Annotated in this window: 11 protein-coding genes and 3 pseudogenes; 5 read left to right on the forward strand and 9 right to left on the reverse strand. The window is 70.8% G+C overall.

Annotation, left to right across the window (positions count from 1 at the left end):
• Positions 1 to 7 precede the first annotated feature (7 nt).
• Complete coding sequence (locus ACZ4VL_RS06850; protein ID WP_468196733.1) at positions 8 to 367, reverse strand: GNAT family N-acetyltransferase; 360 nt, start codon at positions 365 to 367, stop codon at positions 8 to 10.
• Positions 368 to 742: 375 nt separating this feature from the next.
• Here ACZ4VL_RS06850 and ACZ4VL_RS06855 point away from each other — a divergent pair, with 375 nt between their 5' ends.
• The gene (locus ACZ4VL_RS06855) at positions 743 to 1,132 is read left to right on the forward strand and encodes a hypothetical protein (RefSeq protein WP_468196735.1); all 390 of its coding nucleotides are present in this window, start codon (positions 743 to 745) and stop codon (positions 1,130 to 1,132) included.
• Here the strand turns inward: ACZ4VL_RS06855 and ACZ4VL_RS06860 are convergent.
• From ACZ4VL_RS06860 to ACZ4VL_RS06875, 4 genes are all read right to left on the reverse strand, one after another.
• Entirely contained in the window at positions 1,081 to 1,413 is a 333-nt protein-coding gene (locus ACZ4VL_RS06860; RefSeq protein WP_468196738.1) for a winged helix-turn-helix domain-containing protein, read from the reverse strand. The two genes, ACZ4VL_RS06855 and ACZ4VL_RS06860, sit on opposite strands and share 52 nt — an antisense overlap.
• Positions 1,410 to 1,826, reverse strand: coding sequence for a hypothetical protein (locus ACZ4VL_RS06865; RefSeq protein WP_468196740.1), 417 nt, complete (start codon positions 1,824 to 1,826; stop codon positions 1,410 to 1,412). Before ACZ4VL_RS06865 ends, ACZ4VL_RS06860 begins: the two co-directional genes overlap by 4 nt.
• A 397-nt stretch (positions 1,827 to 2,223) precedes the next feature.
• Positions 2,224 to 3,011 (reverse strand): IS5 family transposase gene (locus tag ACZ4VL_RS06870; protein ID WP_468196964.1). Its coding sequence is split into 2 segments (ribosomal slippage): positions 2,224 to 2,693 and positions 2,693 to 3,011, totalling 789 coding nucleotides; the frame shifts between segments, so codons are not numbered across the junction.
• An 84-nt stretch (positions 3,012 to 3,095) separates the two neighbouring features.
• Positions 3,096 to 3,512 carry a hypothetical protein gene (locus ACZ4VL_RS06875; RefSeq protein WP_468196742.1) on the reverse strand — a complete coding sequence of 139 codons (417 nt, stop codon included), beginning with the start codon at positions 3,510 to 3,512 and terminating at the stop codon, positions 3,096 to 3,098.
• A gap of 1,276 nt (positions 3,513 to 4,788) precedes the next feature.
• On the opposite strand from ACZ4VL_RS06875, the gene ACZ4VL_RS06880 reads away from it, so the two are divergent.
• A complete protein-coding gene (locus ACZ4VL_RS06880) occupies positions 4,789 to 5,106 on the forward strand; it encodes a hypothetical protein (RefSeq protein WP_468196744.1) in 318 nt (105 codons plus the stop codon).
• Positions 5,107 to 6,476: 1,370 nt separating this feature from the next.
• On the opposite strand, the pseudogene ACZ4VL_RS06885 reads toward ACZ4VL_RS06880, so the two are convergent.
• A pseudogene (locus tag ACZ4VL_RS06885) lies at positions 6,477 to 7,893 on the reverse strand (PEP/pyruvate-binding domain-containing protein); the annotation flags it as partial.
• An 865-nt stretch (positions 7,894 to 8,758) separates the two neighbouring features.
• On the opposite strand from ACZ4VL_RS06885, the gene ACZ4VL_RS06890 reads away from it, so the two are divergent.
• Together ACZ4VL_RS06890 and ACZ4VL_RS06895 are read left to right on the forward strand one after the other, a co-directional pair.
• Entirely contained in the window at positions 8,759 to 9,184 is a 426-nt protein-coding gene (locus ACZ4VL_RS06890; RefSeq protein ID WP_468196747.1) for a hypothetical protein, read from the forward strand.
• 55 nt (positions 9,185 to 9,239) lie between these two features.
• A pseudogene (locus tag ACZ4VL_RS06895) lies at positions 9,240 to 9,656 on the forward strand (enoyl-CoA hydratase-related protein); the annotation flags it as partial.
• 181 nt (positions 9,657 to 9,837) lie between these two features.
• Here the strand turns inward: ACZ4VL_RS06895 and ACZ4VL_RS06900 are convergent.
• The 3 genes from ACZ4VL_RS06900 to ACZ4VL_RS06910 all read right to left on the reverse strand — a co-directional run bounded on the left by ACZ4VL_RS06900 (position 9,838) and on the right by ACZ4VL_RS06910 (position 13,423).
• Positions 9,838 to 11,094, reverse strand: a complete 1,257-nt coding sequence (locus ACZ4VL_RS06900; RefSeq protein WP_468196749.1) for a serpin family protein — start codon at positions 11,092 to 11,094, stop codon at positions 9,838 to 9,840.
• Positions 11,095 to 11,335: 241 nt separating this feature from the next.
• Positions 11,336 to 12,445 carry an IS110 family RNA-guided transposase gene (locus ACZ4VL_RS06905; protein ID WP_468196752.1) on the reverse strand — a complete coding sequence of 370 codons (1,110 nt, stop codon included), beginning with the start codon at positions 12,443 to 12,445 and terminating at the stop codon, positions 11,336 to 11,338.
• Between the two features lie 369 nt (positions 12,446 to 12,814).
• On the reverse strand, positions 12,815 to 13,423 hold the full coding sequence (locus ACZ4VL_RS06910) for a LuxR C-terminal-related transcriptional regulator (protein ID WP_468196754.1): 609 nt from the start codon (positions 13,421 to 13,423) through the stop codon (positions 12,815 to 12,817).
• On the opposite strand from ACZ4VL_RS06910, the pseudogene ACZ4VL_RS06915 reads away from it, so the two are divergent.
• Positions 13,376 to 14,455, forward strand: a pseudogene (locus ACZ4VL_RS06915) (IS630 family transposase). The gene ACZ4VL_RS06910 and the pseudogene ACZ4VL_RS06915 sit on opposite strands and share 48 nt — an antisense overlap.
• The last annotated feature ends 196 nt before the right edge of the window (positions 14,456 to 14,651 follow it).

A 14,651-nucleotide genomic window follows, 5' to 3' on the forward strand; every position in this document is an offset into this window, starting at 1 on the left:
ACGACACTCAGCCCGCCGATGCCCTGTGCCGAGGCGTGGACAGCAAGACGGAGAGACGCGTGGCGATGACGGGCAAGGGTGAGCTTGCGCAGTCGCTGTCCCACACGACGCAGATGCGCTGGCAGAGACCACGGGACGTAAGCAGCGTCTGAGCGTCGCGGACCGACGGCAGGAGCGATGGCAGGTCGCCGCTCGTAGTGAGAACCTGAGCGGCGCCTCTAGGCGGGCGAACTGGCCCCTGGTGCATGGCCTCCAGCCGGTTGAGGCCGGCGGTGGTGAAGGCGACGGAGACGACCTGGTGTGCGGCGTGGGTGGCGTAGCCGTGGCCCCAGCTGTCCTGGCGGAGGATGTAGCTGATGGTGCCCATAGGTCATGGGCGCGCACGCTCGCATCACCCCCACAGTCTCGCGTCGAGCGACGGGACACCTCCGCTCGAGCGGAGGTGAGCGCCAACGCGGCCCGCTCAGCCGGTTCTTCATGTGTGTTTGTACGGCGAGTCGATGCACACACAATGCAAAGAAGAGGTAAAGCGGCTGTAGACTCGCAGGTCGCGAAGGGTGCGAGCGGAGGTGAGCCGCCCCCGCCCCCCCCTCCGGAACGCCAGGGGACGTGTTCTCCGCGCGAGCGGAGGTGGCCCGTACGTGTCGGCAGCGGCGATGCTGGCCGTCCGGCGGCACGCCGCCGACACTTTCGGCCTGCGTGCCACCGGCCGACGTGTGTGGGCGGGTACCAGGGCCGGACCGTGTCGGCGGCCGCCGGCCCGCACTGGCTCCGAGTGGTCTGCGCCAAGGCCGGCACCGAGGGCGGGAGGCTGTGGGACAGCCCTTCTGCCTCCCGCGTCCTGCCCGCCTCGGTGCCGCGGCCCGGCCTGTTCCGCATCCGGGACTGGACCACAGGCGCGTACGCCTACCGGGCCGAGCTGTACGCCTTCGCCCCTGACCCGATCGTCTCCCCGCGCCCCGTCCTCGACGAGGACCCCGGCCTGCCGGAGACGTGGTGGAAGGAGATGACCGCCGCCCTGGACGCCCTCGCCGACGTCCCGCCGCCGACGGACCGCGAGGCTGGTTTTCCCCGCCCATGTCATTGCAGTGGGCCTGCGATTGCCGTGAGCGCAGCGAGGTGGCGTCGGTAAGTAGCCATCCCGTCATCGGTCAGACGCAGCCAGGTCCGCGGCCGACGCCCGACCTGACCCTTCTCGACCGTCACCCACCCCGCTTCTTCCAGGCGCGAGACCTGCTTCGACAGTGCGGAGTCGGTGATTTCCACGAGATCTCGTACATAGGCGAACTCGGCCTTCTCCACCACAGCGAGGGCCGCGACGATCGACAGACGTACGGCCGAGGCAAGAAGGGGCGCGAGTGCGTGTCGCGGGTGAGGGCCCTGTCCCGCGCCTGTCGAGGGTTCCGGCTTCATACAGCGCGCGCTTCCCGCCAGGCTGCCGCAGCGGCCGGCAAGGCGCACGCAAAAGCGGCTACGGACGCGAAGGCGACACTGTCCACGAGAACCGTGAAGCCGAGCGCGAGGGCGAAGACGTAGGCACCCGCCCATGCCCCGATCACTTTGAGGTGCAGCCCTCCGTAGCCGTGCGGAACCACAGGCTGCCGCATGGCGAACAGGGACAGCCCCATGACCACAAGTGCATTCGCCAGCGTGCTGACCAGTGTCCCCATCGGCCCGTGCCACAGCAACACAGCGGGAACCAGGACCAGCTGCCAGACGGCGAATAGCCACAAGTAGCCGACAAACCAGCGGCTTCGCACCCGTGAGGTCGCCTCGATCCGCGCAATCCCCTTCAACGCTGCGACTGCATCGATCTGTTCGCTCATCGCCCACCCCTCCCGTCGTCGCCCGGGCACCCCTATGCCCAACCTGGCATCTACTTGCCAGAGTAGCAACTACTTGCCGAAGTGGGGAACCTGCTTCGCCTGGGCGAGATTTCCCGAGCAAAGTCGGCGAGCATCTCTCCACGCCGACAGACGATCTACTCCGCAGACTGCCGCCCACGACCAGCGTGAGTACCCCGACCAGCGGCCACACCAGCCCTTTGAACTGCAACTTCGAGTTGGCGGACTGGGTGTCGGACATCGGTCCACTCGGTGGACGGTGCCCGGGATCGTCACCACAGCTAGGCGTTCGAGTGCCGCATCCGGGAAAGGGCGCGCGCATCGCGGCGGGCCGCGGCGCTGCCGATGCGGTTCACGGCTACAGCCAGCTCTAGAGGTCCTAACGGCGTTGGACGTGGCGGTGGGTGATGAGGCAGGTGGCGAGGCCGAGGAAGGCTTCGTGGATGTCGTCGCGTCGTTCCCATGGGATGCGGAGTCGGCGGAAGCCGTGGAGCCAGGCGATGGTCCGTTCCACGACCCACCGGTAGACGCCGAGGCCGGAGCCATGCGGCACGCCGCAGCGGGCGATCACGGGTTTGACTCCCGTCGCCCGGACCAGGCGGCGGTACTTGTCGTGGTCGTAGCCGCGGTCGGCCAGGAGCATGTCGGGCCGCCTGCGGGGTCGGCCAACGAGGCCGGCAGCCGGCGGGATCTTGTTCAGCAACGGCATCAACTGCGTGACGTCGTTGCGGTTCCCGCCGGTGAGCGAGACGGCCAGGGGGATGCCCTGACCGTCGACGATCAGGTGGTGCTTGCTGCCCGGACGTGCGCGGTCGACCGGGCTGGGACCGCTTTGGGGCCCCGCCGAGCGGCCCGGACGTGGGAGGAGTCGATCACCGCCCGCGACCAGTCCAGCTTCTTCGCGACCCGCAGCTTCTTCAGCAGTACCAGGTGCAGTTGTTCCCACACGCCGGCATCGTTCCACGCGGCCAGGCGCCGCCAGCAGGTCATCCCGGATCCGAAGCCGAGCTCCTGGGGCAGGTACTCCCACTGGATGCCCGTATGCAGGACGAACAGGATCCGGCAGAGCGCCTGCCGGTCGGGCACCCGTGGACGGCCCTCCACCCGCTTCGGCGCCGGCTCGGGCAACCACGGCTCGATCAGCGACCACAGTTCATCCGAGACGATCCACGGCCGCGACTGACGCTTCCCCACGGACCAACGACCACCCGAACCGAAAGTCGCATGATCAACGGCTTCTGTTAGGACCTCTTACTCGGCAGTGATCCGAGCAAGGGCATCCTGAAGCTGGCGAACGGCCTCCTCCGCCTCCGCGTACTCCTCAGGACTCGCGAGAACAGTGCCGAATGTGCCCCCTTGATCCGCAGACAGGGCGCGCCAGCGCAGGACCGGTTCGAGTGCGTTGAGGGCACCGGAGAGGAACCAGGCCATGCGGCCGTGCGTGCGAGCGAGGGAGATCGCCAGGACGGCAAGCGATTCCCGCAGATGTTCAAGCCGGCCAATCCACGGCAAGGCCCCCTGGACCTCCAGCGGCCCCACAGCGTTGCGCAGGCCCGCCTCAGTCTCAACTGCGAGAGCGCGGTCGTCCGCAGCCAGTTCCCACAGCCCGTCCGCCATCTGCTGCTCGGCTTCCTCAACCAGCATCGCGACGATCCTCCGCATGTCCATGCGGCTCACCGTAATGCCTTGCTCAAGGACACAGCGAGGTTCGGCAGCACGCCCTTTGGGTGGCCCGAGACAGTGGTCCCATGACCGAACGACGCGCCCTCGGCACAGGCCCCCCACCCCTCGGCCTCGCAGCCCGCGGCCGGCCGCCGGGGCCGTCTCCCCACCGAGCCGGCCGACGCGGAGGCGCGCCGGACGGACGCCGCCGAGCCGAGCGAGGCGCCACCGCGCTCCCCCGGCCGACGCCGACTCGGTACCGGACCGGACACGAGCGGGACCGCGGCCGCGGCCGGCTGATGCTTGGGCGGCCCGGTGGTACTGCCCCCGGAAACCGGGCACCGGGCCTTGCCCGCGCACGCCCTTTCAGCGCGAGCTACACCCGACCCTAGCCGCCCCCATCAACCGCAGCGCCCCGTCGCCGCCTCAGCAGCGTCGCGCAGGAGCATGGCGGCCAGGGCAAGCGGCAAACACCACTGACACCCGGGAGAAGGCCACCACCTCCACCCGGACCAAGGCTGCCGGGAAGAAGACGGCCGCCAAGAAGCGCACCGGCACTTCCGGCTCCCAGTCGCTTCGGTCCCTGACCAAGGCGGAGCTGTACGAGAAGGCGACCAAGGCCGGCATCCGCGGTCGATCGCACATGGACCGCGACGAGCTCGCCGACGCCCTCGCCGCAACCGCTGACAGTTGGGGCCGGACCGCGACAGCCGTCCTCGGGATGGTTGGTCAGTGGCTGAACAAGGTCGAGGTGGTCTCAGGCCGCGTGCGACCATCTCGGCATCCGCCTGGTTGCTGACGGAGCCACGCCGACCTCGCGGTTGGTGCTGGTGAAGGACCTCGAGACTGACGACGGGTATGCCTTCGAGCTGGCGAGCCCGGTCTTCCTGACTGTCGGTGATCGAATCGCTTTCGAAGACGGCAGGCTTGTCGTCGGGCGGGCCGGTGGAGAGCGACTGCTGCTGGCCGGTGGCTGGTCCACTCGTTGCGGGCCTGGATCTCTGGGTCGCCAGTAGGCGGGGAGAAGGCGGGTCGTGGCGACGTCCCGCACCAGCGGACATCCGACCACGACCGTGTCCTCGCTGCAGTGAAAGAGGTCGTCGGCAGCCCTGGTGCTTAGGACACCGGAACCACCGGCCGGCGGAACCGGGCGCCGACCCGCCGGCAGGCCGAGCGAGCGTGGCCCGGCGGCGGTCACCCGGCAGCTGGGGGCCGGGCCCTGGCCGAACCGCGGCACGTCGTCCACGCCCGCATCCAGGCGGATCCGCTGGAAGCGAAGCGGGTGCCGGTAAACACCCAGTTCAGCGGCCCTATCTGCACTGACTTCCGCCACCAGGTCCGGGCGGACCAGCACTACGTGCAGGACGTCACGGCTCCGCCACGACGCCGCGAAGCGGACCCCGTCGAAGAGGTGGCCGGGGCCGGCCGCGGCGAGGTGCTGTCCTACCTGCCGGGACACCTCCGGGCGCAGCGGAACGGTCCGGCCGACGGCGCGCAGCCGGCCCGCCTGGTCCAGGCGGCCGAGAACGAGGAGACCGGGGCAGCTCAGGGTGCCGGTCACGGCGCCTACGACCGCCTCAGTGGGTGTCTCGTCTTCTGATCTTGGTCCACCCGCGGTGCCCGGGCAGATAGCGGCTGGCCAGGGGCTTCGCGACCAACCCTTCGACGCCGGACACGTCGGTCCAGGACTGAAGCCACTCCCGCGCTGTGGCAGGTCCGTCGTCATCAGGACGAGCATCCACGGCGCCGTCAGGGCGTGGTTGGCGAAAAACGCCTTCAGCAGGGCGCGCCGCTCCTTGTACGGGCGTTGCACCAGTTCGTCGCCGTCCAGTTGCAAGGCGTCGAACGCGACGAAGTAGGCCGGCCACCGGACGGTCAGAGCCCGGGCGCCGCGGGCACGGGCGGCGGCCCGGCGTTGCAACGCACGCCTCGAACGACAGCCGGCCCGCGTCGGCATCCCAGACGACCAGTTCGCCGTCGAGGACCAGGCCGTGCGGCAGCTGCCCATAGACGAGCCATTACACATGCACAAAAAACCAGCACACCCGCGCACACCTGAGCCACTCGGCCCATCTGAGAAAACACCAGGCCACCGCCCCCGCCCGACACCCGCCAGGCCCCCATCGGGCAATCCCGACCACCACACCAGACACCCAGCAGCCCACCCACCGGCCAACCAACCTGAACACACCCAGGTCACAACTCCAGCCCAGGCGCTACATCAATGGCCCGTCATACCGTCATACATCCGCGCCATGTGAACGTGCGGTTCGTCGGGCCGGACGGGGTCATGCTCCAAAGGCCGTGGCGGACAGCCATCGGGGAGCTGCGCCTCATGGAATGCCCTATGGTGCGTGGTTTCCCGCTGCGGCGCGGGCGGCGGTTGGCTCCGGGGTGGTGGTGGCCAGCGACCACGGGCCCCGTGTAGTTCGGGTGGGAGGAGCGGGGACGCATTGTCACCCACGCCCCCGACCTGGCCGGGGCCGAGGCAGGCGGAGGCATCCGTCTTGTGGACTGCCCCGGGAGCGGCGGACCGTCCGCACGGCTCATCGGCCGGGCGCGGGTGGTTGAGGCGTGTGCTCGGAGCGCAGGCTGGGAGCGCTGGTTCGCGGATACCCAGATCCGGTGGCCCTGGCCGATGGGCGCTGGCTGTCGGTCTACCGCCATCCTCGGTGCTGGGTGGGCATTCCCGCGGCCCGGCTGCGCGGGGCATTCGCTCAGCCCACCGCGCTGGGCGAGGGTGCGGTGCGGCTCGGGGATCCGATCGCGCCGCTGCCGGCGGTCTGCCACGGGCTCTGGAACGGCCTACTGAGCATGGCCTGGGACCATCCCTTGAACGAGGCGGAAAAGCAGGCAGGTCACAGCGTCAAACGGGCGTGCGAGCTGATGATGGTCTCCGGTCCGCCTATCACAAGCGCCGCCCGGACACCCGCGGGCCGCCGGCCCGGCCGGACGAAGAGCCGACCGGCCGGGATCAGCGCCATCCACGACTGCTCCCGCGGCACCTACGGCGCCCCCAGGATCCACGCCGCCCTGGGCGTGAGGGCGTCGCCTGCGGCCCACGCAGTATCGCCCGCCTCGCGCACGGCATCCGCCTCTCCGGCGGACGCACCGGCGTCTGCTGCGACAACGCCCTCGCCAACACGGCAGGAACCGGCCGGCCTCGGCGGCGATCATGCCGGGCGGGCGGCCGCGCCGTCCGGCGTCGTCTCCCGAACACGGGCTCCGAGCGATGCCCTCCGAGGGGGGATCCGCCTGGGCAGGGCTTCGCGCGTACCGGAGTTGGCGAACCGAAGGAGCATCAGCCTGCGCCGTCGAGCCCCTCGTCGACCAGTCGCCCGGCGATAGCGACGGCGGCCTGCGAGGTGCGCTTGCCGACACGGGTCCGCATGATCCACAGCGTGCCACGCTCGATGGTGAACTCGATCTCGCACAGATCGCGGTAGTGCCTTTCAAGCGCCTGCATGCAGTCGCGCAGCTGGGCGAAGGAAGGCGGGGCGATGTGCTCCAGTTCCTGGAGGGGAACGGTGTTGCGGATGCCTGCGACGACGTCCTCGCCCTGGGCGTTCGGCAGGTAGTGGCCGTAGACGCCGGGCTGTCCGGTCGCCGGGTTCCGGGTGAAGGCGACGCCGCTGCCGGAGTCGGGGCCGAGGTTGCCGAAGACCATCGTCTGGATGGTGACGGCCGTGCCCAGGTCGCCGGGGATGTGCTCGCGGCGCCGGTACATCCGTGCCTGCTCGCCGTTCCAAGAGGTGAAGGCGGCGAGAACGGCCCGGTGGAGCTGCTCGGCGGGGTTCTGGGGGAATTCCTGTCCCGTCTCCTCCAGGATCAGGTCTTTGTACGTCTCGACCAGTCGGATCAGGTCACTGGTGTCGAGCCGGGTGTCGTCGGCGGCATGGTGCTGCCGTTTGATACCCGACAGGACGCTTTCGAAGCGTGCGGTGTCGACTCCCATGATGGTGCTGCCGAACATCTGCACGAGGCGGCGGTAGGAGTCCCAGGCGAACCGCTCCCGCTCGGGGGTCTTGCCCAGGCCGAGGACGGACAGGTCGTTGATGCCGATGTCGAGGATGGTCTCCATCAAGCCCGGCATGGAGAACCGGGCGCCGGAGCGGACCGAGAGCAACAGGGGGTCGTCCACCTGGCCGAGCCGTCGTCCCGCCGCGCGTTCCATACCGGCGAGGTGATCGCCGACCTGGCGCTCCATCCCCGGTGGAGGCTCCCCGGTCTCCAGGAAGACCCGGCAGGCCTCCGTGGTGACGGTGAAGCCGGGTGGTACGGGCAGGCCCAAGCGGGCCATCTCGGCGAGATTGGCGCCCTTGCCGCCCAGCAGGTCGGCCGTGGCCCGGCCGCCCTCGGCGAAGTCGTACACGTATTTCGGATCCATGAGACATCTCCCGTCTTGCCGGCAGCACGGGCACCGTGGGTACCCGGTGGATGCGGTTTGGCCGTCAGTCGTGCGGGACGAGCGCCGTACGGACCGCCTTTCGACGCAATACGGAATGGCTCAATCTGCCCCGATGTGCATCTTCGACTCGCGAGTGCCAACGCCAACCAGCGGCCGGCCGGGCCTCCCCCGCCGCTTCCGCCCCTTGCTCGCCCGGACGCCTCGTCTTCGAGACCTCGCCTGCGGCAGTGACCGTACGTGACACGACACGCCCTCCCGGTGACGGCAAGTCCTTCTTTCCCCATGCTGGTCGACCTCGCCGGTGCGCGAGAGGGGCCGCATGGCACGCCCCGGGGCCCTATGGTCCCTACGCGAAGAAGTGAACCCGTCCATTCGCCAGGGCTGGGGCCCCTCCCCGGCCAGGGCGACCTCGGTTTGGTCGTAGCGGTCGACTTCGCATCCCCCGCTCCCACCAACACGCTGCCGGGGCCAGTCGGAAGGGGCTCCGGTCGGCGAGCCGCACGACTACGCCGCCCGTCTGCGGGGCCGGCGGAGCTCGGCAGCGCACAAGACGGCGCGTCCCCGGCCGCCGGGGGGCAGCCGGGGACCTTCGACGTGTGTGCTGACCGGTGGCGTGCTGCCCACCGGTCAGCCGATCGTGGCGCCCAGGATCAGGAATCCACCGACGACCGCGAAAGGTACCCCCATCAGGGGCGCGACGAAGCGCAGGTACTGGCCGTAGCCGACCTTGGCCAGTGGACTGGCCGAGCGTTCGGGCCTCACCGTGCAACAGGTCGCGGCGCTCGCCACCGAGCTGGTATCCAAGGACGCGGCCGCCGTCTCCCACCCGAGCTAGGTACCGCGCGTGTTCGACGCCCCCACCCCCGCCACCGCCGACCGGATGCTTGCCGCCCAGCGGCACGCCGCCAACCGGTTCGGCCTGCGCGCCACGCGTACGACGAACTGTGCGGGCAACGGACCGCGCGCCACCGGCCGCCGGGTGTGGGGGCACCGGGGCCGGACCCTGTCGGCGGCCGCCGGTCCACACTGGCTTCGCGTGGTCTGCGCGGAAGCAGGCACCGAGGGCGGCAAGCTGTGGACCGGCCCGTCCACCTCCCGCACCCTCCCTGCCTCGGTACCGCGTCCTGGCCTGTTTCGCATCCGGGACTGGACCACCGAGACGTACGTGTACCGGGCCGAGCTGTACGCGTACGCGCCGGACCCCATCGCCTCCCCGCGCCCATCCTCGACGAAGACCCCGGCCTCCCCGAGGCGTGGTGGAAGGAGATGACGGCCGCCCTGGACGCCCTGGCCAACGTCCTCGCCAGCGGACCGCGAAGCCGTACGCGACCGTCAACGGCATGGCCTGCGGCGGGGCGTTCTACCTGCTGGGCGAGGCGGAGTTCCTCATCGCGTCCGACACGGCGACCTTCTTCGACCCGCACACCTCGTACGGGATGGTCAGCGCCTACGAGGCCGTGTACACGGCCCAGCGGATACCGTTCGGCGAGGCCGCCCGGGTGTCCCTGGCGTACGAGATCGGGCTGGTCTCGTAACTGGCCGCGCCCGCCGAGTTGGCCGGGGCGGCCCTGCGGGCGGCGCGGACCCTGGCCGGCTTCCCGACGGAGGCCGTGCAGGGCACCGTACGGGCACTGTGGTCGGCGAAGCAGGCGGCACTCCAGCAGGCGCTGGCCCAGGCCCCCGCGCTGATCGCACTGGGCAACCTGCCGCCGGACCGGCAGGCGGCCCTGTTCTCGGTCCGCCGGACGACGAAGGACGGGCTCTGCCTCGGCCTCGGCCTCGGCCTCAGGGGAGCGACGACCACGCGCCTGGCCCCGGTCTGCAGCAGGGGGTTCACCGCGGAGTGGTGCTGGTTCTCCCCTATGAGCCACCCGAGCCGGCGCGACTCCGTGGCAGGGCAGCACCGCCCGCTCATCCCCCGGCCTACGCCCGCTCCTCGTCCTCCCAGTCCTCGTCGTCCCAGTGCTCCTCCTCGTACTCCGCTTCGGCGTAGGCGAGCGGCTCGGCCACCCACCCCGCGGCAAGCACGAGCCCGGAGGACCGCTGCACGGCGAGAAAGCCGAACGGCCGGTCGAACCGGACGTCGATGGTCCGTACACGGTACGGAGGCGGCGCTGGCGAGCTGCCCGCCGCCGCCCCGAAGGCGGTGACGGCGGCCGCCTCGAAGCCCTTCGCGTGGAACCGCGCCTTGGCCGACTGGCTGCCCGACTCGATGAGGAGCGGGTCGGGGCTGACCCCGGGAAAGTGTCCGGCGGCCGCGCGCGTGCGGGCCGTCTCCAGGCCGAACAGCCCGGCGTGCTCCAGGAGGTCGTGCTCGGCGTCGACGGAGAAGGCGACGGTGTCGACGCTCAGCCGCGGCCCGGGCCGGTACGCCGCCCCGACGCCCACCCGGAGTCCCGGTCCGGGCGTCCCCTCGGGCAGGGAGAAGCCGTCCACCCACGGCACGGAGCGGGTCGCGGCGGCGATGCCGCCGGCCAGCACCCGCCCGGCCGCGGCGTCCGGGGCGCCGAGAACGAGGTGGACGTCCACCCCTGCGTCGCCGACCACCTCCAGCACGGTGACGGGCCCGGCGGGCGTCCCCGCCACCCGGACGCGGTGCAGCAGCGAGGTCGTACGGAGCAGCCGCAGGACCTCCCGGCCGGCCCACGGACCCTCCGGGTAGGTTCCCGGCCACTCCTGGAACGGCCGTATCCAGCGGAGCCGCAGCGCCAGGGCGGACGCCAGGACCAGCCTGGTGTGCTCGGTCAGCTGGACCGGCATCCGCTCGATGAGGCCGCCCGTCCGCGCGGTCGCCCACTCGTCGAGCAGCTTGCGGTCGGCGGCCCGGTCGCCGGTGAGCACACCCCGGGCCCCCTCGGGCAGCCGGGCCGCCCACTCCGGATCGAGCGGCAGGTCCGCCCGCGCCCACAACCCGGCGGCGGCCTCCAGACCCCGTACGCGCCCCAGCGCCGCCAGCAGCTCCCGGGCCGCAGCCGAGGCCCCGTCCGCCGGTATGCCGAGCGCCCCGGCCAGTTCCGCCCGGGCCCGGCCGCCCGCCCCGTCCGCCAACAGGGCCAGCAGCGGCCAGACCCCGGCGGCGGTCAGCACGGTTCCGGTACGCCCGTCGGGCGCGACCGCGGCTTCGGCCCAGCGGCTGGTCAGCCGGTTGACCGCACGGACCGTGGAATTCCTCGCACTCATGCGCGGAGCTTACGGGGAGGCCGCCGCCGCCCAGCAACGGGTTTTCCGCCCTCCGGCACCGTCGGCCGACGGGCGGCCCCGGCTCCCTCGTGGGCGGCCTGCCGTACCTGGTCGTACACGACGTCCCAGTGGTGCCGCTGCCCGGCTGGATCGCCGAGCATCTCCAGGCACAGCAGCTAGGAAGGGCCCGTGCCCTGCGGAAACTGCCGGCGTTGCGGGAGTCTTGATGCCCCTATGGATGTCAAGCGGCGGATCCGGCAGGTCCTGTCTGGTCAGCCGGAGGCTTCGCTGGAACGAGAAGTCGGTAGATCTCTCGTGCGACGTAGCGTTTGAGGCAGCGGATGATTTCGCGGCGTGTCTTGCCTTCGGTCAGGCGTCGTTGCAGGTAGCCGCGGGTGCGGTCGTCCCAGCGCAGACGGCTCAGGACGATCCGGTAGAGGGCGGCGTTCGCCTGGCGGTCGCCGCCGCGGTTCAGTCTGCGGCGCTGTGTCTTCCCGGAAGAGGCCTCGACCGGGCTGGTGCCGCATAAGGCTGCGAAGGATGCCTCGCTGAGGAGTCGCTCCGGGTTGTCGCCGGCCGAGATGAGCAGGGCAGCGGCGCTCTCCGGGCCGACGCCACGGACTTCCAGGAGACCGGGGGTGCTGGCTTCGACAGCCTCGGCTATCAGCTTGTCGAGCTCGTCGATCTCCTCGGTCAGGTGCCGGATGCGGCGGGCCAGCAGCCTCAAGGTGTGACGGGCGGCCCCGGCTGGCCCGCTCGCTTGCTGGGGGTCGAGGTCGGCGCACCGCTTGAACAGGTGCGGGTTACTCAGCCCGGCCAGCGACTCGCGGAGGGCGGAGTCAGCTGAGACGAGGACGCTCTTGAGCTGGTTGATCGCCTGGGTCCTGTACTTGATCGCAGACCCCTTCGCCAGCTTGAAGAGCCGGAGCATCTCTACTGGGCCATCGCCGGTCTTCGCCGCGGCGGTGGCGCGTCCGGTCAGCACGGCACGGGCCGCGGCCTCGGCGTCGATGGCGTCGGTCTTGCCATGACGACGTCGGGCGGCTTCGTCAGGCTGGTTGACCTCGGTCACCTCGATGCCCTCGGCGCGCAGGTGACGGGCCAGGGCTGCTCCGTAAGATCCGGTGCACTCGACGCCGGCCCGCCTCAGCACGCCGAATGATCGTGCCCAGTCGAGGAGTTGCCGGTAGCCATCGGCGGTCGCGGGGAAGCTGCGACCGTCCAGGGCAGCACCGAGCACGGTGATGACGGCTGCGGCGTGGACGTCCTTGTGAGTGTCCACGCCGAGCAGGACGTCCTCGGCGTCCACCGGGACGTGACACGGGGCGGCGGACTGCGTGATGCTGTTCAAGGTCGCTCGTCTCCTGATCGCCTCGGGAACCGGTGGCCGTCGCCGGGCCGGGGGCGGTCAAGACTGTGACGGTGCCTGTCGCAAAGGCCCCTGTCGGGACACATCCCCTGCGCGGCGGCAGCAAGTACCGCCCCGAGCAGTGGCCGACAGATCAAACTCAAGGCACCAGGGCCAGTCGTATCGCGAGTCAGGCCACCGCCCGAAGCGGCACCTGAACATCCTCACAGTCGTATCGGGTGTCCCACCGTCCCGGTTCCGGCCTCCTGGTACGTCACGCTCTGGGGCGGGTGAGGCTCGGGGAGCCGACGTGAGCCGACCGGTGCACTGATGTCCGGGCGCGGACTCATGGGACATGGCCCGGCAGCCGGCTCAGGTTCCGGGGAGGATACGGCGCGTTTCGTAGGCCCACATCGCGATCTCGACCCGGTTGCGGGCGCCGAGTTTGGCCATCAGGCTGGCCAGATGCGTCTTCACCGTGCTGAGGCTGATGTGCAGTGCATCGGCGATCTCGGTGTTCGTCAGCCCGCGAGCGACGGCGAGGAGCACCTGCTCCTCGCGGGCGGTGACGGGGGAGACCGGCTGGGCCACGGGCCGGCCGGCGGGCAGGTCCGCGAATGCCTGCAGCAGACGGACGGTGACGCTGGGCGCGATGAGCGCCTCACCGCCGGACGCCGACCGTACGGCCTGGGCCAGAAGGTGCGGTCCCGTGTCCTTGAGGAGGGATCCGCGGGCGCCGGCACGCAGCGCGCCGTAGACGTACTCGTCGAGGTCGAACGTCGTGATGACGACCACGGCCAGCGGGTCGGCGACGCCCGGGCCGGCGACCAGCCGGGTGGCCTCGAGCCCGTCGAGTACCGACTTCAGCTCGTCGGGGTGAAGTGTTTCGGAGTCCGATGACGAGGTGCGGATGTTGCCTGTATCTCCTTGCCTGTGAGGTATGCGGATGGGGGTGGGCTGACCCCTGCGGGGCGCCGGCACCGGGAGTCAGTGCGGATGCAGGCGGCTGAGCTGTTCGAGCAGCAGATCAAGCCGCCGGAGGTTGCGCGGCGCCTGCGGGTGAGCCTGAAGTCGGCCTATCAGTGGCATCAACTGTGGCCGGACGGCGGTATACAGGCTCTGGCCTCGCGTGGTCCGAGCGGGTCGCGGTGTCGGCTGTCCCCCCGCTGTCTGGAGAAGCTGGCGGCGTTTTTGGAGGAGGGGCCGGCGGCGCACGGGTGGGTGGAGGACCAGGTGTGGACCGCGTCGCGGGTGGCCACGCTGATCGGGCGGAAGTTCCACGTCTCCTACAGCGTCTCGGGTGCCACCCGGTTGATGCACCGGCTCGGCTTCAGCCCGCAGGTGCCCGCGCGGCGGGCCGCCGAACGGGACGAGCAGGCCGTCACCGCGTGGAGGGAGGCGACCTGGGCGGAGGTAAAAGGGCCCGGGCGGCCTGCGGGGGCTACGTCTGCTTCGAGGACGAAGCCGGCTTCACCCGCAGGCCGCCCCGGGGACGGACCTGGGGCCGACGTGGCCGCACCCCGGTCGTGACCGTCAGCGGCCGGCGCTCGGGACGGCTGTCGGTGGCCGGGCTGATCGCGATGCGGCCGGGTTCCCGGACCCGGCTGTGCCACCGCCTGCGGACCCACCGAGCGGGCAAAGGCGCACGCCGCAGCATGAGCGAGCAGGACTTCATCGCACTGGTCGACGGCGTCCATCAGCTGGTCAGAGCCCCGATCGTGCTGATCTGGGACCGACTGAACACCCATGTTTCCCGCAGGATGCGGGACCTCGTCGCCGAGCGGGCATGGCTGACCGTGTTCCTGCTGCCCGCCTACTCGCCCGACCTCAACCCAGTGGAGTTGGGTGTGGGCGCACGTCAAGCGCAGCCTGGCCAACCTCGCCGTCATGGCCCTCGACCGGCTCGAAACCCTCGTCCGCAACCGCCTCAAACGCCTTCAGTACCGACCCCACACCCTCAACGGCTTCATAGCCGGCACCGGCCTCACCCTCGACGACCCAACGCCACCCTGACAAGCCGAAGTCAGTAACGGCTCCTCGGCGGACATCGGCCGGGGTGATGTTCTCCAGCAGGACGCTGACGTGATCTCCGGGCCGGCCTTCCTTGAGGTCCTTGCCGCACGTCTGGATGGCGGCGCAGGAGGCGGTCCGGGCAGTGTCGCCGACCAGGATCTCGACCTTCTCCCCGGCCTTGACGGTGCCGCGTTCG

Source organism: Streptomyces sp. NPDC029014, assembly GCF_055564695.1.